The sequence below is a fragment of the Nonomuraea sp. NPDC003560 genome (assembly GCF_042878785.1).
Classification (GTDB): domain Bacteria; phylum Actinomycetota; class Actinomycetes; order Streptosporangiales; family Streptosporangiaceae; genus Nonomuraea.
The window spans coordinates 1,049,548-1,073,930 of sequence record NZ_JBIAOF010000001.1 but is presented as its reverse complement, the minus strand read 5'-3'; the positions used below and the strand labels follow the sequence as shown (position 1 = coordinate 1,073,930).

At 73.8% G+C, this 24,383-nt stretch carries 29 protein-coding genes; 18 read left to right on the top strand and 11 right to left on the bottom strand.

Annotated features, from left to right (window positions below):
* Positions 1-16: 16 nt before the first annotated feature.
* Both ACFYUV_RS05220 and ACFYUV_RS05215 read left to right on the top strand, forming a co-directional pair.
* Positions 17-775: an HAD family hydrolase gene (locus ACFYUV_RS05220; protein WP_387665067.1), complete on the top strand. Its 759-nt coding sequence runs from the start codon at positions 17-19 to the stop codon at positions 773-775.
* Positions 772-1,050, top strand: coding sequence for a DUF4031 domain-containing protein (locus ACFYUV_RS05215; protein WP_352361368.1), 279 nt, complete (start codon positions 772-774; stop codon positions 1,048-1,050). The genes ACFYUV_RS05220 and ACFYUV_RS05215 overlap by 4 nt, the downstream gene beginning before the upstream one ends.
* On the opposite strand, the gene ACFYUV_RS05210 is transcribed toward ACFYUV_RS05215, so the two are convergent.
* Positions 1,047-1,694 carry a metal-dependent phosphohydrolase gene (locus ACFYUV_RS05210; RefSeq protein ID WP_387665064.1) on the bottom strand — a complete coding sequence of 216 codons (648 nt, stop codon included), beginning with the start codon at positions 1,692-1,694 and terminating at the stop codon, positions 1,047-1,049. The genes ACFYUV_RS05215 and ACFYUV_RS05210 overlap by 4 nt on opposite strands.
* 132 nt (positions 1,695-1,826) lie before the next feature.
* Between ACFYUV_RS05210 and ACFYUV_RS05205 the strand changes: the two genes are divergently transcribed.
* Together ACFYUV_RS05205 and ACFYUV_RS05200 are read left to right on the top strand one after the other, a co-directional pair.
* Positions 1,827-2,246, top strand: coding sequence for a hypothetical protein (locus ACFYUV_RS05205; protein WP_358285694.1), 420 nt, complete (start codon positions 1,827-1,829; stop codon positions 2,244-2,246).
* Positions 2,247-2,494: 248 nt separating this feature from the next.
* Positions 2,495-3,748, top strand: a complete 1,254-nt coding sequence (locus tag ACFYUV_RS05200) for a hypothetical protein (protein ID WP_387665061.1) — start codon at positions 2,495-2,497, stop codon at positions 3,746-3,748.
* A gap of 3 nt (positions 3,749-3,751) precedes the next feature.
* Here ACFYUV_RS05200 and ACFYUV_RS05195 read toward each other — a convergent pair whose 3' ends face one another.
* Positions 3,752-4,318, bottom strand: a complete 567-nt coding sequence (locus tag ACFYUV_RS05195) for a sigma-70 family RNA polymerase sigma factor (protein ID WP_352327786.1) — start codon at positions 4,316-4,318, stop codon at positions 3,752-3,754.
* Between the two features lie 188 nt (positions 4,319-4,506).
* Between ACFYUV_RS05195 and ACFYUV_RS05190 the strand changes: the two genes are divergently transcribed.
* The 9 genes from ACFYUV_RS05190 to ACFYUV_RS05150 all read left to right on the top strand — a co-directional run bounded on the left by ACFYUV_RS05190 (position 4,507) and on the right by ACFYUV_RS05150 (position 15,382).
* A complete protein-coding gene (locus ACFYUV_RS05190) occupies positions 4,507-5,223 on the top strand; it encodes a Crp/Fnr family transcriptional regulator (RefSeq protein ID WP_352361358.1) in 717 nt (238 codons plus the stop codon).
* A 22-nt stretch (positions 5,224-5,245) separates the two neighbouring features.
* Complete coding sequence (locus ACFYUV_RS05185) at positions 5,246-6,565, top strand: oxygenase MpaB family protein (RefSeq protein ID WP_387665059.1); 1,320 nt, start codon at positions 5,246-5,248, stop codon at positions 6,563-6,565.
* On the top strand, positions 6,562-9,780 hold the full coding sequence (locus ACFYUV_RS05180; RefSeq protein ID WP_387665056.1) for an ATP-binding protein: 3,219 nt from the start codon (positions 6,562-6,564) through the stop codon (positions 9,778-9,780). The genes ACFYUV_RS05185 and ACFYUV_RS05180 overlap by 4 nt, the downstream gene beginning before the upstream one ends.
* A gap of 61 nt (positions 9,781-9,841) precedes the next feature.
* Complete coding sequence (locus ACFYUV_RS05175) at positions 9,842-11,662, top strand: glycoside hydrolase family 15 protein (protein WP_387665054.1); 1,821 nt, start codon at positions 9,842-9,844, stop codon at positions 11,660-11,662.
* A 57-nt stretch (positions 11,663-11,719) separates the two neighbouring features.
* A complete protein-coding gene (locus ACFYUV_RS05170) occupies positions 11,720-12,463 on the top strand; it encodes an SDR family NAD(P)-dependent oxidoreductase (protein ID WP_387665051.1) in 744 nt (247 codons plus the stop codon).
* A 93-nt stretch (positions 12,464-12,556) separates the two neighbouring features.
* Positions 12,557-12,868, top strand: coding sequence for a hypothetical protein (locus tag ACFYUV_RS05165; protein WP_387665049.1), 312 nt, complete (start codon positions 12,557-12,559; stop codon positions 12,866-12,868).
* A 198-nt stretch (positions 12,869-13,066) separates the two neighbouring features.
* Positions 13,067-13,546 (top strand): anthrone oxygenase family protein, encoded by a 480-nt coding sequence (locus ACFYUV_RS05160; RefSeq protein ID WP_387665046.1) that lies wholly within the window; start codon positions 13,067-13,069, stop codon positions 13,544-13,546.
* Positions 13,547-13,556: 10 nt separating this feature from the next.
* Entirely contained in the window at positions 13,557-13,904 is a 348-nt protein-coding gene (locus tag ACFYUV_RS05155; protein ID WP_387665044.1) for a hypothetical protein, read from the top strand.
* Complete coding sequence (locus ACFYUV_RS05150; RefSeq protein ID WP_387665042.1) at positions 13,901-15,382, top strand: multicopper oxidase family protein; 1,482 nt, start codon at positions 13,901-13,903, stop codon at positions 15,380-15,382. The genes ACFYUV_RS05155 and ACFYUV_RS05150 overlap by 4 nt, the downstream gene beginning before the upstream one ends.
* A gap of 24 nt (positions 15,383-15,406) precedes the next feature.
* Here ACFYUV_RS05150 and ACFYUV_RS05145 read toward each other — a convergent pair whose 3' ends face one another.
* The 3 genes from ACFYUV_RS05145 to ACFYUV_RS05135 all read right to left on the bottom strand — a co-directional run bounded on the left by ACFYUV_RS05145 (position 15,407) and on the right by ACFYUV_RS05135 (position 17,906).
* Positions 15,407-16,327, bottom strand: a complete 921-nt coding sequence (locus tag ACFYUV_RS05145) for an NAD-dependent epimerase/dehydratase family protein (protein WP_387665039.1) — start codon at positions 16,325-16,327, stop codon at positions 15,407-15,409.
* Positions 16,324-16,917, bottom strand: a complete 594-nt coding sequence (locus tag ACFYUV_RS05140) for a dihydrofolate reductase family protein (RefSeq protein WP_387665037.1) — start codon at positions 16,915-16,917, stop codon at positions 16,324-16,326. Before ACFYUV_RS05140 ends, ACFYUV_RS05145 begins: the two co-directional genes overlap by 4 nt.
* Positions 16,918-17,120: 203 nt before the next feature.
* On the bottom strand, positions 17,121-17,906 hold the full coding sequence (locus ACFYUV_RS05135; RefSeq protein WP_387665034.1) for a helix-turn-helix domain-containing protein: 786 nt from the start codon (positions 17,904-17,906) through the stop codon (positions 17,121-17,123).
* A gap of 78 nt (positions 17,907-17,984) precedes the next feature.
* Between ACFYUV_RS05135 and ACFYUV_RS05130 the strand changes: the two genes are divergently transcribed.
* Positions 17,985-18,374, top strand: a complete 390-nt coding sequence (locus ACFYUV_RS05130; protein WP_387665031.1) for a nuclear transport factor 2 family protein — start codon at positions 17,985-17,987, stop codon at positions 18,372-18,374.
* A 30-nt stretch (positions 18,375-18,404) separates the two neighbouring features.
* Here ACFYUV_RS05130 and ACFYUV_RS05125 read toward each other — a convergent pair whose 3' ends face one another.
* From ACFYUV_RS05125 to ACFYUV_RS05115, 3 genes are read right to left on the bottom strand one after another with little or no spacing between them, the layout of a single operon-like run.
* A complete protein-coding gene (locus tag ACFYUV_RS05125; RefSeq protein WP_387665029.1) occupies positions 18,405-19,367 on the bottom strand; it encodes a hypothetical protein in 963 nt (320 codons plus the stop codon).
* The gene (locus ACFYUV_RS05120) at positions 19,364-20,209 is read right to left on the bottom strand and encodes an ABC transporter ATP-binding protein (RefSeq protein WP_387665027.1); all 846 of its coding nucleotides are present in this window, start codon (positions 20,207-20,209) and stop codon (positions 19,364-19,366) included. Before ACFYUV_RS05120 ends, ACFYUV_RS05125 begins: the two co-directional genes overlap by 4 nt.
* On the bottom strand, positions 20,206-20,598 hold the full coding sequence (locus ACFYUV_RS05115) for a GntR family transcriptional regulator (RefSeq protein WP_387665025.1): 393 nt from the start codon (positions 20,596-20,598) through the stop codon (positions 20,206-20,208). The genes ACFYUV_RS05120 and ACFYUV_RS05115 overlap by 4 nt, the downstream gene beginning before the upstream one ends.
* A 157-nt stretch (positions 20,599-20,755) precedes the next feature.
* Here ACFYUV_RS05115 and ACFYUV_RS05110 point away from each other — a divergent pair, with 157 nt between their 5' ends.
* A complete protein-coding gene (locus tag ACFYUV_RS05110; protein WP_387665023.1) occupies positions 20,756-21,505 on the top strand; it encodes a Clp protease N-terminal domain-containing protein in 750 nt (249 codons plus the stop codon).
* Entirely contained in the window at positions 21,502-21,636 is a 135-nt protein-coding gene (locus tag ACFYUV_RS05105; protein ID WP_387665021.1) for a hypothetical protein, read from the top strand. The genes ACFYUV_RS05110 and ACFYUV_RS05105 overlap by 4 nt, the downstream gene beginning before the upstream one ends.
* A 10-nt stretch (positions 21,637-21,646) precedes the next feature.
* Here the strand turns inward: ACFYUV_RS05105 and ACFYUV_RS05100 are convergent, their stop codons facing one another.
* The 3 genes from ACFYUV_RS05100 to ACFYUV_RS05090 are packed head-to-tail and all read right to left on the bottom strand — an operon-like array spanning position 21,647 to position 23,517.
* Positions 21,647-22,318 carry a hypothetical protein gene (locus ACFYUV_RS05100; protein WP_387665019.1) on the bottom strand — a complete coding sequence of 224 codons (672 nt, stop codon included), beginning with the start codon at positions 22,316-22,318 and terminating at the stop codon, positions 21,647-21,649.
* 6 nt (positions 22,319-22,324) lie between these two features.
* Positions 22,325-23,212 (bottom strand): hypothetical protein, encoded by an 888-nt coding sequence (locus ACFYUV_RS05095; RefSeq protein ID WP_387665017.1) that lies wholly within the window; start codon positions 23,210-23,212, stop codon positions 22,325-22,327.
* Positions 23,203-23,517 (bottom strand): hypothetical protein, encoded by a 315-nt coding sequence (locus ACFYUV_RS05090; protein WP_387665014.1) that lies wholly within the window; start codon positions 23,515-23,517, stop codon positions 23,203-23,205. Before ACFYUV_RS05090 ends, ACFYUV_RS05095 begins: the two co-directional genes overlap by 10 nt.
* Before the next feature lie 61 nt (positions 23,518-23,578).
* Between ACFYUV_RS05090 and ACFYUV_RS05085 the strand changes: the two genes are divergently transcribed.
* Entirely contained in the window at positions 23,579-23,992 is a 414-nt protein-coding gene (locus tag ACFYUV_RS05085) for a YbaB/EbfC family nucleoid-associated protein (RefSeq protein WP_387665011.1), read from the top strand.
* 10 nt (positions 23,993-24,002) lie between these two features.
* On the top strand, positions 24,003-24,383 hold the full coding sequence (locus ACFYUV_RS05080) for a YbaB/EbfC family nucleoid-associated protein (protein ID WP_387665008.1): 381 nt from the start codon (positions 24,003-24,005) through the stop codon (positions 24,381-24,383).

Genomic DNA, 24,383 nt, shown 5'->3' with positions numbered 1-24,383 from the left:
CGGTTACGTTCACAGTGTGAACGAGCCCGTCATCGATCTGGCCTCGATCCGCGCCGTGGTGTTCGACATCGACGGCGTGGTCACCGACACCGCCCGGGTGCACGCGGCCGCCTGGAAACACGTCTTCGACGCCTTCCTGCGCGGCCGCTGCGACCCGTTCGACATCCGTGACGACTACCTCCGGCACGTCGACGGCCGGCCGCGGCTCGACGGCGTGCGCACCTTCCTCGCCGCGCGCGGCCTCACCGCGCCCGAAGGCGGTCCCGAGGACGAGCCGGGCGCGCCCACCGTGCACGGGCTCGGCCTGGCCAAGGACCAGATCTTCCTCGCGCAGGTGGACAAGTACGGCGTGGCCGCCTTCCCCGCCACCGTGGCCCTGCTGCACGAGCTGCGACACCGGGGCGCCCGCACGGCCGCCGTCTCGGCCAGCCTGCACGGCCGCCGGCTGGTCGCCGCCGCGGGCGTGGCGCACCTGTTCGACCTGGTCGTGGACGGCGGCGACGCGGCCCTGATGAACCTGCCGGGCAAGCCGGACCCCGCCCTGTTCCTGGAGGCCGTGCGGCGCCTGGCGCTGCCCGCCGGACGGGCCGCCGTGGTGGACGCGGCGCTGCCGGGCGTCCAGGCGGGCGGCAAGGGCGGATTCGGGCTGGTCGTGGCGGTCACCCGGGACGGTCCGGGCGACGCCGCCGCGCTGGCCGGGCACGGCGCGCACGTCGTGGTGCCCGATCTGGGCGAGCTCGGCGTGCGCGGCAGGGTCCTACCCTTGAGGGCGTGACGGTTCTGATCGATCCCCCCGACTGGCCGGGGCCGCGCGGCCTGATGTGGTCGCACCTGGTGAGCGACAGCTCGCTGGAGGAGCTCCACGCGTTCGCGGCCCGGCTCGGGGTGCCGGGCCGGGCCTTCGACCGGGACCACTACGACGTCCCGGAGACCGTGCACGCGCGGGCGGTGTCGCTGGGCGCCGAGCCGGTCAGCTCGCGCGAGCTGCTGCGCCGCCTGATCGCCGCCGGTCTGCGCCGCCGCAAGCGCCACGACGCCGGCGCGCCCTAGCCTCCCGCCAGGCGGGCCAGCTCGGCGGTCATGTTGGCGCGGGCGGGTTCCTCCCACAGCTCGCGGGCCCGGTCCGTGCGGTAGAGCCGCGGTGCGGCCAGCAGCCTGCGCAGCACCTGCGCGCGGCCCTGCCGGAACAGGTCGTCGGGCACGTGGGCGTACTCGCGGCGGATGTCGGCGGCGTAGGCGTCGTAGCCGGGGCGGCCCAGCACGGCCAGGTCGGCGTCGCACAGCACGGCCCCGTCGCGGTCGCCGGCGGCCACCGTGTCGTGGGCGGCGGTCAGGCGGACCAGGCGGGCGGTCGCGGCGACCCGGCCGGGCGGCACCCCGCAGCGCGGCAGGCGCGCCTGGGCGAGCTGGGCGCTGCGCTCCTCGTCCCAGCCGGGCCTGCCGTCGTAGACGGCGTCGTGGAACCAGGCGGCCAGGCGCACGGCGGCGGGGTCGGCGGCCTCCCCGGCCAGGTCGTCGACGGCGGCCAGCACGGCGGCGAGATGGGCGAGGGTGTGGTAGCGGCGGTGGGGCTCGGCCCAGCGGGCGATCAGCTCGGCGCCGGCGGCCCGCGCGGCCGGGGAGCCGCCCGCGAGCGCGAGCCACCCGGCGGCGAGCCGGGCCTTCGACGCGGGGTCCGGGCGGTCGTCGATCACGCCTCCACCGTAGTGGCCGGGGCGGTGCGTCCCGGCATTGTGTCCTTGAATACACCCGGTATTTACCCGGCTGTCCCACCGCTCTGCCTCTCCGTACGGGGACCTGGTTCCCCCCGGAAAGGAGACAGCGACATGGCGACCGGTGAGTTCCAGGTGATGAAGGTTCCGGCCGAGCAGTTGAGCGGCGTGCTGCACGGTCAGGTTGTGGACCCGGGCGCCCAGCCCACGAACGTCGTGAGATGCGGCGAGGGCTGGACCGTTGACGTGAGCTGGGAGGTCGCCGGCGAGCTGGTCGACTGGCTGGCCGGACGGTGGCATGTGGAGATCATCGCCGACCTGCTGGGAGGTGGTGAGACCCGTCATCCCTCGCCTCCCGTGGAGATGACGTTCACCCCTGGCTCGGGACGGTACACCGCGTCGGTCCCGATGCGCGGCCAGCTCGGCCCGGGCACCTATGACCTGGTGGTCAACCTCACCACGACGACGGCCGCCGGCTCCGCGGGGGCGCTCGGCGGCTTCGTCGTGATCAGCAAGATATCGGTGCAGGAGTAGCCGGCCGCCGCCCCGGGCCCCTCCCGGGGCGGCGGGCGCTCCGGCAGGGGCTCGGATCGCCCTGCAACCGCACCGCAAGTCACCCGCCCTACGCTCCGGGCGGCGGTCACGGGGAAAGCGGGACCGCCGCCCTGTATCTCACGTCACCGGACGCGCTCTGACCCGGTGAGGATCGACGGTCCCAGGGGGGACCACTGACGGGAGACCTCATGTCCGAAGTGGAACAAGCGCTTGCGCCAGGCGCTCCGATGACGGCGGACGACGTGCTGCGCATCGCCGCCTGCAAGGACAGGAACCCTGCGCTTGAGGCCATGGTCATCGCCCATGGCTACCACCGTGTCGCCGGGGACCTCGCCCAGCACCTGGGCCAGGACGCGACCAACTGGTACTGCTACGCCAAATGGACCTCCAAGGCGGTCGCCGAGAGCCTCGACCTGACTCCGGGCTCGCCCTTCCTGACCGGTTTCGGCGACCGGCTGCACGTGCCCGCCCGCCTGCGCCGCCTGTTCCGCGCCATGTTGCTGACCCTGCTCGGCCCCAGCTACCGGCTCGGGCTGGCGCTGGCCAACCGGGCGATCTTCCTGGAGACCGCGAGCCTGGCGGCCAACCTGTGGAACGGCACGCCCGACTGCTACGTCAAGGTGAGCCCGGAGTCGGAGAACACGCCGATGCCGCCGGAGTTCCTGTCCGGGCTGCTGGAGGAGGCCGACGAGCGCTACCTGCGGGACGCCGCCCTGCTGCTGCGGCAGGCGCGCGCGGCCACCGACCCCGACGAGCGGGCCGAGCTGATGTTCGGGGCCGGCGTGGCGCTGTCGGCCTACGAGCAGAAGCGCGCGCAGAAGGCTCTGGAGCTGGTGCTGTACCGGCCGGTGCGGTGGCTGACCCGGATGTCGTGGCGGTCGCTGCGCTCGCTGGTGACCCGGCGGCCCTACCCGCGCTTCCCGCTGTTCAGCGCCCGGCACGAGGACCAGCCGTGGCTGACGCGCGTGCTGGAGGCCAAGTGGTCCTCGCTGTACACCCGTCACCTGTTCGCCGTGCGCACGCCGCTCAGCGACGTCAGGGTCGGCCGGCCGCTGGCCCCGCCGCCGGGCGTGGACATGGCGCTCGCCTGGCGGCCGATCAGGAACGAGAAGGTGCGCAAGCTCGCCGAGGAGTTCATCCCGGACGACGTCGAGCAGGCCACCGCCGGGGTGACCGACTGGGTGTCCTACCCCGACCGTATGCGCTTCATCGTCGGCTACTTCCGCACCTACCAGCGGGTGGGCGCGCTCTACGACCCGCCGTTCGGGCCGGAGCTCACCGCGGCTCTGGAGGCGGAGACGGCCCGCGGCACGCTGCCGGAGCCGGTCCCCGAGGCTCCGCGGGCCGACCGGCTGCTCCCCGGGACGCGGCGCAAGATGTACGCCTTCCCCGAGGAGACCGATCCCGACGCCTACGAGATGGCGCGCTTCGACTTCGAGCCCTTCCTGGAGGCGATCCCTCTTGACCGGTCAGGAAACTAGGACTCAGTCCAGGAAGTCCCTGGTGATCTCGCGGTCCTGCAGGAGCCCGCGCAGCCTGGCGAAGCAGCGGGCGCGGGTGGGGCCGATGCTGCCGACCGGCCGGCCCAGCCGGCGGGCGACGTCCACGTAGTGCGGCTCGGAGGTTTCCGTGAGTGCTCGAAACAGCACGCGCTGGGCCGCGGGCAGCTCCTCGACCAGCTCCTCCAGCGTGCCGGCCAGCCAGATCCTGGCCAGTTCCCTGTCCACGTCGTCCGTGCTGCCGAGCGTGTCGAGGTCGGGCGTGCAGATCTCCCGGGTGCGCCTGGTCAGCTTCAGGCACTCGCGGAAGGCGATCGTGGCCAGCCAGCCGGGCATGCGCTGGGGGTCCTCGACGCTCTTGAGGTTCTGCCAGGCCAGCAACCAGGTGGTCTGGAGCACGTCCTGGGCGTCCTCGTGGCCGAGCCGGAAGCGGCGGATCCTCGACCGCAGCATCGGCGTGAACTCCTCGACCAGCCGCTCCCACGCCTGGGCGTCGCCCTCCTGGGCGTCCGACACGAGGGTGGCGGTGTCGCGGCGCTCCAACGTATCCAACTGCATCATCGTCTCCCCGCCGGCCGGGGTCCTCGGGGGTCAACCTCGTTCGACCGGCCCCCCAACGGTGCTCCGGGCGGCCTTCGCGCACTGTCGCGGACGACACAGTGCGGGTGTGGCGCTCGTCACATTCGGGAGATCGCTTACCACTTACTGCCCGATCGGCGTTCGCGTCCTAAAGTTCTTCCATGAGCGCCAGCAGCGGGGCGGTTCCACACGACGTCCAGGCGGTCGCCGCCGTGCTGGCGGAGGTCCCGCTGTTCCGCGTGCTCGGACCGGCCGGGATCACCAGCACCGTGCGCGCCGGGGTGGCGCGCAGATACCGCAACGGGCAGATCATCCTGCACCAGGGCGATCCGGGCGAATCCCTGTACGTGCTGCTCGACGGCCTGGTGAAGGTCGTCTTCACCACCGAGCACGGCGACGAGATCGTGCTCAACATGCTGGGCCGGGCGGAGACCTTCGGCGAGATGGCGCTGCTGGACGACTCGCCGCGGTCGGCTTCGATCATCGCCGTGCGCCCCTGCTGGATCTTCGCGCTGCCCAGGGCGCGGCTGCTGGAGCTGATGCGGGAGCATCCCGGGCTGGCCGACGAGTTCCTGCGCATGCTCGGGCAGATGGTGCGCAGGCTCACCGGGCAGGCCGCCGATTTGGCCTTCCTCGACCTGGGCGGACGCCTGGCCAAGCTGCTGCTGCAACTGTCGGTCAAGCGCGGCCAGACCCAGGGCCCGGTCGTGGACATGCCGGGGCTGACCCAGTCGGACCTCGCCGCGCTGATCGGCGCGTCCCGCCCGGCGGTCAACCGGGCCCTGCAGTCGCTCGCCGCCCGCGGCCTCATCGCCATGAAGGGGCGGACCATCACGTTGCTGGACGTCGAGGCGCTGCGCAAACGCGGAGGTCTCTGACCGGATCTGGAGTACGGGGAACATGAACGAGCACGACAACGGCCCCGCCGAGCGCTGGCCGGCGGAACGGTTCCGGCAGTTACGGCAGCAGGCCGACCCGGACATCGACAAGATCGTGGCCGGCTACCTGGAGACCAGGCCCGAAGGGGAGAACGCGCTGTCCCTGCTGCGCGCGGTCGTGGTGGAGCTCGGCCGGGCCAAGCGGGAGGCGCGGGCCCCCTCGGGCGAGACCGGCCCCTCGGCCATCTTCGACGCCATCGACTTCGGCAAGGACCTGCCCGAGTGGAGCGAGGACGCCGAGCTGCTGGCCCGCGGCCAGGCCGTCTTCTCCGACTACGGGCTGTACCAGTCGGTCGCGCTGTTCTGCAAGTGCCTGCCCATGGCCTACGTCGAGATCTCCAGCGCCAAGGTGCTGGCCGGCGTGTCCGACCTGGCCACCCACAGCCTCACCCGCCGGGTCGCCGAGACCGGCCAGATGCTGGTGGACGTCATGGGCCTGAAGGCCACCGACAGCCTGACGCCGGGCCGTCCCGGGCACACGACGGCGATCGGGCTGCGCATCCTGCACTCGTTCGTGCGCGCGCTGGCCACCGAGCACTTCGGCGACGACTGGGACACCGCCAGGTTCGGCCCGCCGGTCAACCAGGAACTGCTGCTGGCCACCATCTTCGACTTCTCGGTCGTCACGTGGGAGGCTCTGGAGAGCATGGGGGTGCGCCTCAGCGACGACGACAAGGCCGCCCACCTGTACACGTGGAGCGTCTTCGGCCACCTCATGGGCGTCGAGGCGTGCCGCGACCGGCCGCTCACCCTCGACGACGTGCCGCCGGTCAGCGAACGGCTCGGCCGCCTGTACGAGTCGAGCGACGAGGGCCGCAGGCTGATGGCCGTGCTGCTGGCGGAGATGGAGGAGTTCATGCACCTGGGCTGGCGCAAGCTGCCGCGCAGCCTGGTGCACTGGGTCTTCCGCGACGCCCGCCACAACGCCGCCCAGGTCCCGGCGCTGCTCGACGTGCCGCCGCCGGCGTGGTGGTTCAACGCGCTGTTCGCCGCGGCCAGGGCCGGCAACCGGTACGGCCGCCTGATGGGCCCGGTCGACGCGGTGGTGCGCTGGCTGGTGCGCCGGGCGGGCAAGCACATCGTCATCGCCATGATCGACCGCTACTCGGGCGGCCACGCCGCCTTCCAGATCCCCGAGGAGCTGGCCGCCCAGTGGCGCGTCCGGCAGTCGAAGACGGCGCGCCGCACGCGCAGGCTCCGCCACAGCGTCCGCAAGGGCGTGCGGAAGGGCGTGGGCAAGGCGGCCAGGGCCCCCGTGCGGAAGGAGGGACCACCCGCGTGAGCACCCCGCACGAGCCGGGCACGCTGACCACGGCCACCATCCTGTTCACCGACGTGGTCAGCTCCACAGCCCTGCGGATCAGGCTGGGCGAGGAACGCGCGAACGTCGTCTTCCGCCGGCTCTACCAGCTCCTGCACTCGGTGGTGACGGCCAGCGGCTCGACGTTCACCAAGAGCCTGGGCGACGGGCTGATGGCGGTGTTCGGCTCGGCCACGGCGGGGCTCGACGCGGTCATCGCCGTCGAGCAGGCCGTCGCGGCCGAGAACGAGCGGGCGCTGGAGAAGATCTCGATCAGGGCCGCGCTGGCGGCGGGCGACGTGTGCTGGGGCGACGACGACGTCAGCGGGCTGCCCACGGTCGAGGCGGCCCGGCTGGTCGCGGTGGCCGAGGGCGGCCAGGTGCTCTGCACCGACCTGGTGCGCCGGCTGGCCCAGGGCCGCAGCCGGCACGAGTTCAAGGACCTGGGCCGGCTGCCGGGCAAGGGCCTGCGGGAGCCGATGCACACCTACGAGCTCCACTGGCAGAGCGCCGACAACCAGCACGCCGGCGGGCTGGCGCCCTGGCTGGACAGCGGGCACGTGCTGCCGTTCGTCGGCCGGGACGAGGAGCTGCGGGCGCTGGAGGAGGAGCTGGGGGCGGCCGAGTTCGGCAGCGGGCTGGTGATCCTGCAGGGCGATCCGGGCGTCGGCAAGACCCGGCTGGCCTCGGTCGTGGCGCGGCGGGCGCTCAAGCGGCAGTTCACCGTGCTGGCGGGGCGGTGCACCGATCCGGCGCGGCAGGCGTACGAGCCGATCGCCGGGGCGGTCGAGCGGCTGTCCCGCACCTCGCCGGCGCTGTTGTTGCGGGCCGGGGTCGACCAGCAGTGCGGGCAGCTCGTCCGGCTGGCGCCCTCGCTGGCCGCTCCCCCGCTGTCGCTGGCCGTGCCGCCCGCCACCGAGCCGGTCTCCGAGCGTTACCACCTGATGGCCGCGGCGCGCACGCTCATCGAGCGCCTGGCCACCGTGCGGCCGGTGCTGCTGGTGATCGACGACCTGCAGTGGGCGACGCTGGAGTCGCTGCAGATGCTGCACTCCCTGATGTGGGACGCCGACTCGCTGCCGCTGCTGATCCTGGCCACCTCGCGCCCGGTGCCCGTCGAGTCGGCGATGCCCGAGCTGCACAAGCTGACCGCCGGCGGCCGCCTGGTGCAGGTCTCCTCCTTCGGCATGGACGAGGTCAGCCGGGCCCTGTCGGAGGTGCGCAGCGACGGCGACCCCGAGCTGCTGTACCGGATCACCGGCGGGAACGCGTTCCTGGTCACCGAGGTGGCCAGGGAGCTGGCGGCGGGCGCCGACCTCGACGCGCTGACCGTCCCCGACTCGGTCACCCGCATGGTCCGGGCGCGGCTGGCGCAGCTCCACCCCGACGCCCGCGACCTGGTCAGCCTGCTGGCCGTGGGCGAGCGCATGGAGTCGGCCGCGCTGCGCCTGGGCCTCGGCCTGGACGAGGCGCGCTTCGTGGCCGCCGTCGAGGAGGCCATGGGCGCGGGCCTGGTGACCATGGCCGACGGCGGCCAGTGCCAGTTCTCCCACGAGCTGACCCGTACCGCCCTGTACGCCACGCTGTCGGCCCCCCGCGCCGGGCTGCTGCACGGCCGGGTCGCCGACGCCCTGTGCCAGGCCGACCCGCAGGCCATGGAGTCGCGCCCGTACGTCGTGGCCACCCATCTGCTGGCCGCCGCCGAGCACGGCCGCGATCCGCGCCGGACGGCCGAGGCCGCCGAGGCGGGCGTGCAGGCGGCCCGCCACGCGCTGGCCGGGCTGGCCCACCGTGAGGCGGTCACCTGGTACCAGCGGGTGCTCGGCCTGCTGGCGGACTTCCCCGGCGCCTCCCCGGAACGGCGCGCCGAGCTGCTGATGGACTGCGGCCGGGCGATGTGGCTGGCCGGGCACCCGGAGGCGCGCGAGACCCTGCACCAGGCCGCCGAGCTGGCCAGGGAGTGCGGGCGCGACGACCTGATCGTGGTGGCCGCGCTCGGCGGCGACCGCGGCTTCTCCAGCATCTCCGCCGCCCCCGACCAGCGCCGCATCGCGCTGCTGACCGAGGCGCGCAAGCTGGTCGACTCGACCGACCTCAGCACCCGGGCGCTGCTGGCCGCCCTGCTCGCCTCCGAGCTGATCTGGGCGCCCGACGGCGAGCGGCGCTTCGCGCTGAGCGACGAGGCGGTGGCGCTGGCCCGCAAGTCGGGCGACCCGCGCACGCTGGCCAGCGTGCTCGGCATGCGCAGCCTGACGATCATCCCGGCCGACCCGCTGCACCAGCGCCACCGCGACGGCGACGAGATGCTGGAGGCGGCCCGCCGCACGGGCGACGACCTGGCGCTGTTCCACGCCTACGTCCAGCGCACCCCGCCGGTGCTGGACAGCGGCGACACCGCGCGCGCCGCGACGCTGCTCGACCAGGCCGACGAGCTGGCCCGCCGGCTGGCCCAGCCGCAGCTCAACTGGCTGATCGGCTACTCCAGGGCGGGCCTGACGCTCATGCAGGGCGACCTGGCCCAGGCCGAGACCGAGGCGCTGTCGGCCATGCGGCTCGGCAGTGAGATCGGCCGCCGCCTGGAGGCCGTGGCCATCTACTCCGAGCAGATCTCCGAGATCCGCCGGCTCCAGGGCCGGTTGTGGGAGCTGCGCGACCGGCTGCGCCGTGCCGCCCAGGCGCCCCGCGTCGACCCGGTGCACGCCGTGCTGCGCTACCTGTGCGAGATGGGCGATGAGGAGGCCGGGCCGCTGCTCGACCGCATCCTGGCCGACCGCGGCGGCGTGCCGCCGCGCAACATGGCCCACCGGCCCGCCCTGGACAACCTGGCCGTGGCCGCGGCGCACCTGCGCCGTCCCGAGCTGGCCGAACGGCTGTACGCGTCGCTGGCCGCCGACGGCGAGACCTTCGGCCACGGCACGGTCGCCCACCATTGCGGCCACCACTACCTGGCCCACCTGTGCGTGACGATGGGCGACCCGGCGCGGGCGAGCGAGCACTTCGAGGCCGCCGCCGAGGTGCACGAACGCAGCGGGGTGCCGCTCATGCTGGCCGAGTCGCTGCTCGACTGGGCCGACCTGCTCGGCACCGCCGACGTCGGCGGCCCCCGGCCGGCCGCGCTGCGCGAGTGGTGCGCCTCACTGCTGCCGGGCCGCGGCGCGCTCCTGCTCGACCGCCGGCTGCCCGCGCACCCCGTTTAACCTGCGGCGACATCGGGCAACCCGGCACGGGGGGCGCGATGAAGAGGTACGGGGTGCACGGATGGCCGGGGGATTTCCACCGATCGGGGCGTACGCGTTCCTGTCGGACTGTCACACGGCGGCACTGGTCGCGCCCGGCGGGGCGGTGGAGTGGATGTGCGCGCCGCGCTTCGACGGCCCGAGCGTGTTCGCGCGCATCCTCGACCGGCGGCTCGGCGGGGCGTGGGAGTTCGACGTGGCCGGCGCGCGGGTCGAGGCGCGCGGTTACGTCGAGGAGACGCTGGTGCTGCGCACCCGCTGGGTCGGCCGCGACTGCGAGGTCGTGGTGCACGACTTCTTCGCCACGTCGCCGCCGGGGACGGGCGGCAGCGGCGTGGTGCCCGTCCGGCTGCTGGTGCGGTGGGCCCGGTGCGAGCGGGGGCGGGCGGTCGTGCGCTCGCGGGTGCTGGCCAGGCCCGACTACGCCACCCGCGAGGCCCGCTGGACGCCGCGCGACGGCGTGCTGGCCGAGGAGTCCGGCCTGCTGCTGACCGGCATGGCGGAACCGGCGGAAGGGCCGACGACAGGGCTCATGGCCGAGACCACGCTCGGCGCGGGCGAGTCGTGGGCGGTCGCGCTCGACTACGCGGGTCAGGGGCACGCGCCCGTCGGCGACCCCGAGCGGCTGCTGGCCGATACCGTGCGGTCGTGGCGGTCGTGGTCGTCGCGGTCGGCCTACGACGGGGTGGGGGCGCGGCAGGTGCGGCACAGCGCGGTCGTGCTGCGCGGGCTGCTGTTCGACGAGAGCGGCGGGCTGCTCGCGGCGCCCACGACGTCGCTGCCGGAGTGGCTCGGCGGCCAGCGCAACTGGGACTACCGCTACGTGTGGCACCGCGACGCCGCGCTCATGGTGCTGGCGCTGCTGCGCCTGGGCCATCGCGAGGAGGCGGGCCGCTACCTGACGTTCCTGCTCGGCCAGTGCGCGATCCACGAGGGCGACCTGCCGCCGGTGTTCGGCGTCGGCGGCGGGCCGGTCGCCGGCGAGACCGTCCTCGGCCATCTGGAGGGGTACGCGGGCTCGCGTCCGGTGCGCATCGGCAACGGCGCCGCGGGTCAGCACCAGCTCGACGGTTACGGCCACATCCTGGACGCGGCCATGGCCTACCACGGCGTCACCGGCGAGCTGAGCGGCGGCCCGGTGTTGTGGCGGCTGGTGGAGCGGGCCCGCGAGCGGTGGCGGGAGCCGGACGCCGGCATCTGGGAGGTGCGCGGCGGCGAACGTCACTGGACCTACTCCAAGCTGTACGCCTGGGTCTGCTTCGACCGCGCGGTCCGGCTGGCGGAGGCGACCGGCGAGCCCGGCCTGCCCCTGGCGCAGTGGCGGGCCGAGCGCGCGGCCGTCCGCGCCGAGCTGCTGGAGCGCGGCTACAACGCCGACGTCGGCGCCTTCACCCAGTCCTACGGGTCCGAGCAGGCCGACGGCTCGCTGCTGCGGCTGCCGCTGCTCGGCTTCCTGGACGGCGACGACCCCCGCGTGCTCGGCACCCTCGACCACATCCAGGCCCGCCTGGGCGAGGGCGGCGCGCTCGTGCACCGCTACGACCCCGAGACCACCCGCGACGGCGTGGACGGGCCGGAGGGGGCGTTCCTGATGTGCTCGTTCGAGATGGTCTCGGCGCTGGTGCTGGCCGGTCGGACGGCCGAGGCCCGCGACCGGTTCGAGACGCTGTGCGCGCGGGCCGAGCCGCTCGGGCTGTTCGCCGAGGAGATGACCGGCGACGGGCACATGGCGGGGAACTATCCGCAGGCGTTCACGCATCTGGCGCTGATCGAGGCGGCGCTCAACCTCGACGCCTCCGGCACCGTCGACGCCCTGCACGACTGGGCCGAACACGGCGGCTGACCCGGCGCCTGCGGGGCCCGCGGAAGCCTTCGGCGGGCGGCTGCTAGGGTGCGGCGGGTGAGCGGTCGCGCGGTACTCGTCACGGGAGCGTCCAGGGGCATCGGCAGGGCGGTGGCGATCGCGTTCGCCGCCCAGGGTGACCGGGTCGCGGTCCACCATCGCGACTCGGCGCGGGCGGCCGAGGGCGTGCTCGGCGAGCTGGCCGGTTCGGGGCACGTCGTCGTCCAGGCCGATCTGGCCGACCCCGAGGGCGTGCGGCGCATGGCCGACGAGGCGGCGGGGGCGCTGGGCGGGCTCGACGTCCTGGTCAACAACGCGGGCGTCTACCATCTTCACCCCATCGCCACGACGTCGTACGAGGAGTGGCAGGCCGCCTGGCGCCAGGCGTTCGAGGTGAACCTGATGGGCCCGGCCAACCTGGCCTGGTGCGCCCTGCGCCACATGCGCGCCGGCGGCCGCATCGTGAACGTCAGCTCCCGCGGCGCCTTCCGCGGCGAGCCCGACGCCCCCGGCTACGGGGCCAGCAAGGCGGGCCTGAACGCGATGAGCCAGTCGCTGGCCGTGGCCCTCGCCCCGCACGGCATCGCGGTCGCCGCCGTGGCCCCCGGCTTCGTGGCGACGGACATGACCACCGAGCACCTCAAGCCGCCCGCGGGGGACGCGATCCGCGCGCAGAGCCCGTTCGGCCGGGTCGGGGAGGCGGACGAGATCGCCGCCGCCGTGCTCTACCTGGCCTCGCCGGCGGCCGAGTGGGCCAGCGGCACCGTCCTCGACCTCAACGGCGCCTCCTACCTTCGTTAACGCCCGGAAATATCGGAAACCCCCCATTTTTCGGCCTGGCCGGGTAGCTTGCCGCACGGAGATTCCCGAAGACCGAGAGGACGACCGGTTTCGATGAAAACGCGCAAGCACATCGCACGGCTCATCGTCGGCACGGGCACGCTGGCGGCGGTGCTCGCCGTGAGCGGCGGGGTGGCCCAGGCCGCCGGACCGTACCCGTACGCGGGGGCGGACGACGTCGGCCGCCGGCTGACGGTGTGCGCGGACGACCTGATGGTCCGCGACTTCGTCGGCACCCTCCACCGGGGCCAGAGCTTCACCGTCAAGGGCTTCGACGGCGCCTACAAGGAATGGGTGTACGGCTTCGCCTACGGCAACGTCAACGCCAACGGCTGGGTCGAGAACGGCTGGTTCTGCGACGCCTGACGGCCCCGCGTACACCTCGGCCCGTGACCAGGAACGCCCTGGTCACGGGCCTTTTTACGGCGCCGGTGGTACGGCGCGGTAGCGCGGCACTACATCCGTCGTCGTAGACGCGGCCGGCATTTGATCCCGCTGGGGTAGCGGCAGATGAGTCCGCCGGTGGGACGCCACGGAGCCCCGGCCGGACGACGATTACCAGACATGAGAACCCGAGTCAGGTACCTCCAGGGCGCCGCGCTGCTGGCGACCGGGCTGCTCGCGGGCGCGTTCGGATACGGCGCCGCCAACGTGGTGCCCACGTTCGGCGCCGTGCCGCTGGACGTCCGCCTGACCTTCCACACCACGATGATGAAGGTCAACGAGCCGGTCATGCAGAGCGCGATGGCCCTGGCCATCCTGACCACCCTCGGGCTGGCGCTCGCCGGTCGCGACCTGCCGCGCCGGCTGGCTTCCGGCGCCGCCGCGCTGGCGGTGGCCTCGCTGCTGATCACCGTGTTCGGCAACGTCCCGCTGCACGCGCGGTTCCGCGAGTGGGCCGCCGGCTCCGTGCCGGCCGGTCACGCGGAGGTCTTCCACCGGTGGGAGCTGTTCCACACCCTGCGCACCCTGACCGCGCTGGCCGCCTTCGTGCTGGTCGTCGTCGCCGCGGTCGCCGCCCGTCCCTCGACCTCGTCCCGTTAGGAGAACCGTCATGTTCCTGCGTATCGCGCTCGCCGCGCAGACCGTCGCCCTGCTGCTGCAGGCCGTCACCGCCGGGCTGCTGCTCAGCTCGCCGGGCGGCCGGGCCGCCCACAGCGCCACGGCGATGGCCGTCGCGGCCACCGTGCTGCTGTACCTGGTCGCCGCGGTGATGACCAAGCAGCGGGCGGCCATCCTGGCCGCCGTCGGCATGCTGGTGGCGACGCTGGTCCAGATGGCGCTGGGCATGGCGCACGTGAAGGGCGTGCACGTGCCGCTCGGCGTGCTGATGTTCGGCGGCAGCATGGTGCAGACCGCGCGGGTCTGGTCCGCCGGCCGCCTCCGGACGACGTCGGCATGACCGGCATGACCGGCATGACCAGGCGGCAGGCGCTGCGGCTGCTCGGCGTGGGCGCGGCGCTGGGCGTCTCGGGCGTCTCGGGCTGCTCGCTGCTGACCCGCACCCCGCTGCCCCAGCTGATGACCAGCCAGGCGCCGCTGCCCGCGCCGTACGCCGTGCCGCTCCCGCGGCCCGCCGTGGCCAGACCGGCCAGGACGGACGCGGGCGCCGACTACTACGAACTCCTCCAGCGCCCGGCCGAGGTGGAGATCCTGCCGGGCCTGCGCACCCCGGTCTGGGGGTACGACGGGCAGTTCCCCGGCCCCACCATCCGGGCGCGTTCCGGCCGCCGGACCGTCGTGCGCGTCGGCAACCGGCTGCCCGCCCCGACGGTCACCCACCTGCACGGCGGGCACACCCCGCCCGAGTCCGACGGCTTCCCCACCGACCTGGTGCAGCCGGGCGCGCACCGCGACCACGTCTTCCCGCTGGAGCAGCGCGCGGCCACGCTGTGGTACCACGACCACCGCATGGACTACACCGGGCCGCAGGTCTGGCGCGGCCTGGCCGGCTTCTTCATCGTGGACGACGACGAGCAGGACCGGCTGCCGCTCCCGTCGGGCGAGCGGGACGTGCCGCTGCTGATCTGCGACCGCGCCTTCCAGGCCGACGGGACGATGCCCTACCCCGGCAGGCAGGACGGCCCCGGCGCCCGCGAGGCGTTCATGGGCGGCGTGCTGGGGGACGTCATCCTGGTCAACGGCGCGCCCTGGCCGCGGCTGGGCGTGGACCGCGCCCGATACCGGCTGCGACTGCTCAACGCCTCCAACGCCCGCACGTACGAGCTGGCCCTGTCGCCCGGCGGCACCCTGACCCAGATCGGCAGCGACGGCGGCCTGCTGGCGGCGCCGCGTCCGCTCCAGCGGATCCGGCTGGCGCCCGGGGAACGCGCGGACGTGATCGTGGACTTCGCCGCCTACCGGGTCGGCGACCACGTCGAGCTGCGCAACCTGCTCGGGGAAGGGCCGCAGGCCCGGGTGATGCGGTTCACCGTCGAGCGCGACGCCCGCGACGACTCGGCGATCCCCAAGGTCCTGTCCACCGTCGAACGCCTCGACCCGGCCGCGGCCGCGGTGACCCGCGACTTCGAGTTCAGCAGCGGCGACCTGCGCGGCCACACCGGCTGGCTGATCAACGGCAAGCCCTTCGACGTGCGCCGCGTCGATGCCCGGCCCAAGCTCGGCCAGGTCGAGATCTGGCGGGTGACCAGCGACGTCGCCCACCCCGTGCACCTGCATCTGGCGCCCTTCCAGGTGCTCTCGGTCGGCGGCGAACGGCCGGACGGCCCGCCGGAGTGGAAGGACACCGTCGAGCTGCGGGAGGCGCAGACCGTGGAGATCATCACCCGTTTCACCGGCTACCGAGGCCGGTACGTCCTGCACTGCCACAACCTCGAACATGAGGACATGGCCATGATGAGCACCTTCGAGGTGGTCTGACCCCGGGCCGCTCGCCCGGTCGCGTCAGCGGGGGTTGCGGGCGCGCCAGGCGACGTAGTCGGCGACCGCCGCGGCCAGGTCGAAGGCCGGCTCGAAGCCGGTGTCGCGGGTGAGCCGGGCGATGTCGAGGCAGGGGTCGTCCCCGTCAGGGCCGGATCGTCCGGACAGGAGGCCGGGCCGGGAGCCGGGGACGGCCGCCCGTACGGCGTCGGCCAGGTCGCGGTTGGTGAACGGCCGGCCGCTGGAGACGTTGTAGACGGTGTGCGGCAGGGCTCGCGCGGTCATCAGCAGGGCGATCGCGCGCCCGGCGTCGGGCGCGTAGCAGGTGTCGCCGCCGTCGCCGGCGTGCAGCGGCGGCGGCCGCTCGCCCCGCAGGGCGGCGCCGACGTACGGCGGGATGTGGTTGAACGGCGACTCCGGGTCCATCAGCGGCCCCCACACGCTGCCGATCCTGAGCACGACCGGCTGGACCCCGCTGCCCTGGAGGCCGTGCGTGGTCAGGGGCTCGGCGGCCTTCTTGAGGGCGACGATCGGGTGCGGCAGGTCCGCGGCGGGCAGCGGCAGCTCCTCGTGCCACCGGGTCTCCGGCCGCCCGGCGTAGACGCCGAGGCTGCTCGCGATGGCGAACCTGCGCACGCCCCTGGCCCGCGCCACCTCCAGCGCGTTGAGCAGGCCGGTGGTGTCCGCGCGGAAGAAGTCCACCGGGTCCGCGCCGGGGATGCCGCCGGCCAGGTGGACGATGTCGCCGACGTCGTGGCGGGCGGCCAGGGCCAGGAAGGCGTCCCGGTCGGTGACGTCCAGCGGCTCCACGGCGACCCGGCCGGCCAGGAACGAGGGGACCTCGGCCCGGCGGTGCGCGGTGACGACGACCCGGCGTCCGAGGTCGGCGAGCGCGCGGGCGGTGTGCGCGCCGATCATGCCGAGCCCTCCGGTGACGAGGATCATCGGGCCACCTCGTAGCGCAGGTGGGTCACGCCCGGCGCGGGCACGGCCTCGACCAGGCGCAGGCGTACGTGCTCCGGCAGCTCACCGAAGAACGGCCGGCCGCCGCCGAGCAGGACGGGCACCTGGTGCAGGACCACCTCGTCGACCAGGCCCGCCCGCAGCGCCTCGGTGACCACGCCGCCGCCCATGAGGCCGACGTCCTTGCCGCCGGCGGCCTGGCGGGCGGCGGCGATCGCGTCGTGGACGCCGGTGGTGACCAGCGTCTGGCGGCCGGTGATCTCCGGCGCCGGGCGGTGGCTGAGGACGATCAGGGGGACGCCCGGGTGGGGGCTGCCGCCGCCGAAGTGGTCGGAGTCGTCGTAGGTGCGGCGTCCGGCGACGATCGCGCCGACGCGGGCGGCCAGGGCGTCGAAGAGCCGGGCGCTGGGCGCGCTCAGCTTGAACCCGTCGAAGACCTGGCTGGGGGTGTCGCCGTCGAAGTACCAGTCGAACAGCATGGACGCGTCGCCGAGGCCGCGCCCGGCGCCGGGGTCGCGGCCGGTGATGAAGCCGTCGACCGACACCGCGTGGGCGCAGATGACCTTGCTCATCGGAGTGTTCCCTTCCGGAGTGCTCAGGCTTCGAGGCCCCTTCTCTCCGGGAGGATCCGAAGGGGGCACGAAGTCGCCGTCGCCGGAAAGTCTCCGCCGCGCCGCCGTCCGACCGGCAGATGCGGAAGTGGACGATCGGCGATGACGAACGTCATCGCCGATCGGGGGCACCCGGTCCGTACCGGGAGAACCCGCCCACGCGGTCACTCCCCCGCCAGCACCTCCGCGCCGAACTTCACGAAATAGGCGGCGGTCTCGGCGTCGGCCGGGTAGTACGACTCGATCGAGATCTCGTCCAGCGTGATGTCCATCGGGGTGCCGAACGTGGTGGTGGTCGAGAACAGCCGCAGTTCGGCGTCGCCGAACCGGAAGATCATCGGGACGGTGACCTCCGACTCGGCCGACCGGCCCGCCTCCTCCAAGCCCGGCGCGAGCAGCTCCTCGTAGATCGCCTGCAGCTCGGCGTCGGGGGCGACGGCGAGCTGGCGTGAGATCCGGGCCCGGAGCACCGCGCGCACCTCGGGCAGGTTGACGATCCGGGGTGCGAGCCCGCCGCGCTCCAGCCCCAGCCGGACGATGTTGACCGGCGCGCGCCGCAGGTCGGGCGCGACGTCCACGAGGAACGGGTCGATGGCCCGGTTGCTCATCACGATGTTCCACCGGCGGTCGAGGACGACCGCCGGGTACGGCTCGTGGGCGCGCAGCACCCGCGCGATCGCCTCCCCTGCCGTCGACAGCGCGTCCCCGGTGAGCGGCCGCTCGGCGTACCGGGGGGCGAAGCCGGCGGCGAGCAGCAGCCGGTTGCGCTCCCGCAGCGGTACGTCCAGCCGGCCGGCCAGCCGCAGGATCATCTCGGCGCTCGGGTTGGACTTACCGGTCTCCACCAGGCTCACGTGCCGGGCCGAGACGCCGGCGGCGAGCGCGAGATCGAGCTGGCTGAGCCGCCTTCGGTGCCGCCATTGCCGCAACATGTCCCCGACAGTCCGCATGGCCGCCGAGACTACTGGACGTCCGCCATGAAATCCCTTTTCATCGACATCCCCGGCAGGGCTGGCCAGAGTGTCCCCATGACGAACGACAACAAGGCCGTCGTGCAGCGCGCGCTGACGGAACTGATCGGGACGGGCGACGTCGACGCGCTCGCGCCCCTGCTGAGCGACGACTTCCGCCACCACCGGCCCGGTTCGGCGGCCTCGACCAAGACGGAATGGCTCGGCGCCGTGCGTGCCGCGCTCGTCCCGCTGGCCGGCATGCGCGTGGAGATCGACCACGTGCTGGCCGACGGCGACCACGTCGTGATGCACTCGCGCCGCCAGGCGCCGGACGGCGGCCCGGAGATCGTGGTCGTGGACATCTGGCGCCTGGACGGCGGCCGCATCGCCGAGGCGTGGGAGATCATCGAACCGGTGTCCCAGGCCGCCGCCAACCTGACCTGGTGGGATCCGCCCGTCCGCTGACGTGCGCCGCCGTATCGGCCGGTCAGCCGGTCAGCCGGTACGGCGGAGGGCGCGGCGCACGGCCAGGCCGCCGAGGGCCGCCGACAGGAGCACCAGGATCCCCGCCTCGGTCCACTGGAAGCGCCAGAACCTGGACGGCGGATGGTGGTACACCGCGTACCGGTACCCCTTGCCGAACAGGCACGCCTGCCAGGCTTCTGCGTTCTTGCCGCTCTGGCCGACGTCGACCCGGCGCGGGCAGCCGGTGCCGGCCGGCTCGGCGACCTCCCTCCCGGACGGCTCCACCCAGGCGGCGCTCACCAGCCGGGCGTCGGGGTCGTCCAGCACCACGGTGCCGGACAGCACGGCGCGCGCCGGCTCGGCGTAGTGGTCGCTCAGCTGGAACAGCGTGAACATCGTCACCGTCACCCCCGCCACGACCAGCGCCATCGCGGGCAGCGTACGGCGGAACAGGGTGCCGGCGGCGGTGCCGAGCGCGAACGCGTACAACCACCACGCCGCCGGCTCCACCCCGACCATGTTGAACGTCCCGAGGTTGCCGAACGTGGAGTCGACCCCCTCCCTGAACACCGGCCGCCACAGGCTCACCATGATCGACAGCAGCAGGCCGCCCGCCACGACCGCGCCGCCCAGGATCGACAGTTTGACCGCCAGCCACCGCCACACGGGCACGGCCTGGGTCCAGGCCAGGCGGTGGGTGCCGCGCTCGTACTCCCGGCCGAGCAGCGGCGCGCCCCAGAACGCCCCGATCAGCGCCGGCGCCACCAGCGGCATCCAGCCGAACACCGAGTACACCGCGTCGTAGCGCTCGCCGAGCGCCACCGCCAGCTCTCCGCAGGCCACGGCGGGCCCCGGGCAGCCGGGCGGGGCGTGCTCGGCCACGTACCAGCCGGCCTCCGCCGCCGAGCCCAGCAGCAGCAGCCCCAGCAACGCCAGGAACCCCGCCGTCACGACGATCTGCGCCCGGTGCTGGCGCCACGTCACCCAGATCACGCGTCCACCTCCGTCAGGTGCGGCAGCGCCGCCGACCCGGGGCTGCGCAGGTAGCCCATGACGAGCTCGTCCAGGCCGGGGCGGCGCGCCTGCCAGCGCGGATCGAGCGGCGGCCCGCCTCTCACCAGCAGCGCGGCCTGTCTGCCGGTACGGCTCTCGGCCACCACCCGCGTCCCCGCCGTCGACGCCTCCTGCGGTCCGGTGAGCACGAGATGCCCCTCCAGCAGTTCCTCGATGTCACCGCTGACCTGCACCCGGCCCCCGTTCAGCAGGATCAGCCAGTCGCAGGTGTCCTCCAGGTCGGAGACGACGTGCGAGGACAGCAGCACGGTCAGCGCCCGGTCCGCGGCCTCGGCCATGATCGAGCGCATCACGTCGTGGCGGGCCAGGGGGTCGAGGTTGGCCAGCGGCTCGTCCAGCACGAGCAGGTCGGGCCGGCTCGCCAGCGCCAGGGTGACCGCCACCTGCGCCTGCTGCCCGCCCGACAGCGCGCTCACCTTGCGCCCCAGCGGGACGCCCAGCCGGGTGAGCCGGTCGGCGGCGGCCGCGTCGTCCCAGCGGGTGTTCATGCGGCGGCCGAAGGCGAGCATCTCGGCGACGGTGAAGCTCTCGTACAGCGGCTTGTCCTGCGCCACGAACGCCGCCTCGCCGGTCACGCGGACGCTCCCCGCCGCGGGCCGCAGCAGGCCGACGACCGCGTGCATGAGCGTGGTCTTGCCCGCGCCGTTGGGCCCGACGAGCGCCGCCACGCGCCCCGCGGGCACGGCCAGCGAAAGGTCGCGTAACACCCAGGTACGGCGATGACGCACCCCCAGCCCGGTCGCCTCCAGCGCGGGGCTCATGCCACTTCCTCCTTCGCGGCGTCGGCCAGGACCACGGCGAACAACGCCCGCAGGTCCTCCTGATCGAGCCCCGCCGACCGGGCCTGCCGCACCCACGCCTCCAGACCGCGTCGCAACCGCGTGTGCTCGGCGAGCGTCGCCCCCGCGACGCCCTTCCGGACGAACGTGCCCATCCCCGGCCGCCCCTCGACCAGCCCTTCGCGTTCCAGCTCCCGGTACGCCTTGAGCACGGTGTTGGGGTTGATGGCCAGGCTCTCGACCACCTCGCGGGCGGTCGGCAACTGGTCGCCGGGCCGCAGCGTGCCCAGCCGGAGCGCCTGTTTGACCTGGTGGACGAGCTGAAGGTAGCGCGAGACCCCCGAGCCGCGGTCCAGGCTGAACTCGATCAACGGACCACCCTTTCACTAATTGAATAGTGAAAGGGTGGTGGCTGAAACCGCCTGTTGTCAATTTCCTTGGGGGCATAAAGTCTGGAACAGCTAACCCCTATGGGTGTATAGGTAGGAGATAACCCGCCGATACCCCCAAGGCTGGAAAGGCGTCGCCATGCCGAAGATCAACGTGTACCTCCCCGACGAGCTGGCCGAGGCGGTCAAGGCCGCCGGCGTCCCGGTGTCGGCGATCTGCCAGCGCGCGCTGGAGCAGGCGGTGCGCAGGATCACCGCCATCCGCCAGACCGCCCTCGGCGAACTGGACGCCGGCGACCTGGCCGAACGGCTGCCACGCTTCACCGACCGCGCCCGCACGGTCGTCAAGCTGGCCATCGACCGGGCCCGCGCCGACGCGGCGCCGGCCGTCGGCACCGGGCACCTGCTGGCCGGGATGCTGGCCGAGGGGCAGAACCTGGCGCTGCACGTGCTCAGAGCGGTCGACATCGACCCCGCCCAGGTCCAGCGCGACCTGGACCGGCAGCCGGCCGGCGAGGAAGGCGGAGCCGGCGGGAACCCGGTGGTGCACTTCAGCGACGCCGCCGCCGGCGCCCTCGAACTGACGGTCACCGAGGCGACCGCGATGGGCCACAACTACGTCGGCTGCGAACACCTGCTGCTGGGGCTGATCACCGAGCCCGACGGCACCGCCGGCCGGGTCCTGCGGGCGCTGGGCGCCGAGTCCCGCCTGGTCCGCCGGGCCGTCACGGCGGCCCTGGCCGGCTACGTGCACCTGCGCGCCCAGACGTCGGCCGCCGGCGATCCGGCGCAGGCGCTGGCCGTGGCGGTGCGGCAGCAGTTGCAGCCGCTCATCGAGCGCATCGAACGGCTGGAGCAGCACCTGGGCTCCGCGTCCGAGCCGCGGTGACCAGGGCCGTGGACACGCCGATCCGCCGGCGGCGAGCCCCGTCACGCCTCGCCCGCACCCTGATCAGCTGCGCGGCCGTCGCCGTCTTCTGGCTGCTGATCCTGCCGCCGCTCCTCCTCGACGGCCGGTGAGGCGTGCGCGCTAGCCCTGGAGCCGCATGAGCTGCCACTGGGCGAACGAGCTGACCTCCTCGTCCTTCACCCTGGCGGCGAGACGCAGCAACGCCGCGTCGTCCTCGGCCATGCGCGTCGCGATCGCCGCGGCGAACAGGCGGGCCACCGGGTCGTCGCCCTCCAGCGCGGCGACGACCTCGCCCGGGTCGGGGTCCTCGGTGTCGGCGGCGACCAGCCCGGCCGCGAGCCGTCCGACCTCGGGGTCGGCCAGCCGGGACAGCCCCGCCATGAGCTGTTCGGTCGAGGCCATCGCCAGGAAGTGCAGGACCTTCCACCGGATGGCGGTGTCGGAGGTCCGGCTCAGGGCGAGGGTCTGGGCGATGACGCCGGCGTGCCGCTCGTCCGCGGCGAGCAGCACGAACTCGACGGCGAAGAACCGCACCTGGGTCCGCGGGTGGGCCAGCAGGGCGGGGACCTCGTCCAGCAGCGGCTCGGCCGGCTCGCCCAGCTCCGACAGCAGCCAGGCGCCGGTCTGCACGGCGTCGTCGTCGCCGCTGCGCAGCAGGACGCGCAGGTTCTCGACGGGATAGCCGTCGAACAGCTCGTCGAGCAGGTCGTTGGCGGCCTGGCCGCGGGCCTCGTCGTCGGCGGGGCGGGCGAGGATGCGCGCCATCAGGTCGTCGCCCGTCTGTGTCTGCATGTGGTGCTATTTCCCCTCGTTGGCCTTGCGGCGAAGGTCATTCAGGAGCTGCTGCTCCTGCCTCAGCCGGGCGGCGTGCCCGGGGTCCGTGCCGAGCCGGGCCTCGTTCATCCTCCGCGTGAGGATGCTGTCCTCGACCTTGGCCGCCATCTGCTTCGCCTGCTCCGGTGTCATCTTGCTGACGTCGTTGCTGTTGGGCAACCTGCCGTGCATCCGCTGCGCGGCGTTGTCGAAGCTCGCCGAGGCGTTCGGGTCGTAGCCGCCGCCGCCCTTCCCGCCCTTGCCGCCGCCGCCCCCGCCGCGCCTGCGCCCCATCTGGAGCATGCCGTCGCGGGCGTGCGGCCGCTTCTCCATCTCCTTCATGATGCGGCGCATGGTCTCGGTCACCCGGCCGCTCAGCACCGGGGCCAGGCCCCTGGCGGTGCCCTCGGCGCCTTCGAGCGCCACCCTGCCCACCGCGTGGCGGGTCATCTGCATGCGGGCGAGCGCGATCATGCCGCCCGCGGCGCCGCCGAACAGCAGCGCCTGGGTGGCGGCGGTCAGTCCGTACGCGGCCTGCGTGCCCACGGCCAGCTTGACCGCGCTGACCACGTTCGCGGTGCCGTCGAGGACGGCCGGCGCGACCTTCGCCGCCGAGGCGGCCTGGGAGATGTGGCCGCCGCCGTCGCCGACCTGGTTCCAGTGGCCGGCCAGGTGCGTGGCCGAGTCGCCCTGGTAGGACTGCCCCGCGTTGCGGACCGACTCGTCGGCCGCGGCGCCCTGGGCCGACGACGCCGCGAGGACGACCCGCCAGTCGTCGGCCTCAAGACGCCACTCGTCCTCGTTGTCGTTCGGCCAGGGGAAACCGATGAGGTTGAGGAAGCCCGCCACGTGCGGGTCGAGCGTCACCGCCATGCGGGGCTCTCGAAGCTCTCGACGGTGGCGCTCTCCGCCGCGCGGGTGTTCCTCGCCACCGTGCGCAGCCCCTCGCCGGTCTCGGCGATCTGCCCGCCGATCCCCGTCAGCGCGTCGAGCGAGGTCTGCAGGCACTCGTTGTAGGTGGCGATGATGGTGGCGAACAGCCCCTCGCCGCCGAACGTCCGGGCGCCGCTCCCCCGCTGCCGCAGCCGCGTGACCGCGGCGTCGTAGCTCGCCCCATGGCCGGTGACGTACGCGCCGTCACGACCCACCGCCCCCGCGGCGATCTCAAATCCCGTCATGCCCAGAAAGCATATCCAGTCAATTCCGGCACAGAGGTTTACCTCTACACTGAACGTTCACGTGACTGACTGTCGGGGGTTCGACATGCGTTCACCTGCTCCTGAGGACGACGCCGAGTACCTGCACGAGTACGTCGCCCACAGCCGCCGCGCCATCCGGGCGCTGCACGACGCGCGGGCGTCCATCGGCCGGGTGGAGGGCCGCGCGGAGAGCGACGACGGGCTGGTCGAGGCGTCCGCCGACGGCAACGGCGTCCCCACCCGCCTGCGCATCGACCCGCGGGCGCTGCGCCTGGACGAGGCCGCGCTCGGCAGGAAGACCGCCGAGGTGCTGCGGGCCGCGCAGGACGACGCCGCGCGGCAGGCGCGGGAGATCGCCGACGGGGTGCGGGACGCCACCGCCGCCGTGCCCGCGCCGTTGGACGAGACCTTCGTGCGCGCGCGGGTCGAACAGGCGATCAACGACCTTTACTAGGAGGCGAAGCGTGTTCGGGCCCGAGATCGACCCCGCCAACATCAGCGAACGCGAGCTGGACGAGGCCGCCCGCCGGGGCGAGCGCATGCTGGCCTGGCTGGAGTCGGCGCAGGAGGACTTGCGGGCCGTCATCGGCACCGGCGAGGGGCCGTCGGGCCACGTGCGGGTGACCGTCGACGCCGACGGACGCGTCCTCGACGTCCGCTACGACCAGCGCGCCCTGCGGCTGGGCGGCCAGGACCTGGCCGAGGAGACGCTGGCGGCGGTACGGGCGGCCGCCGCCGACGTCCAGCGGCGCACCCACGACCTCATGCGCGAGGCCGTCCCCGGCTACGACCCCGACCGCACGCAGGCCGAGCTGGAACGGCTGCTCGGCGCCGAGTGGGCGTGA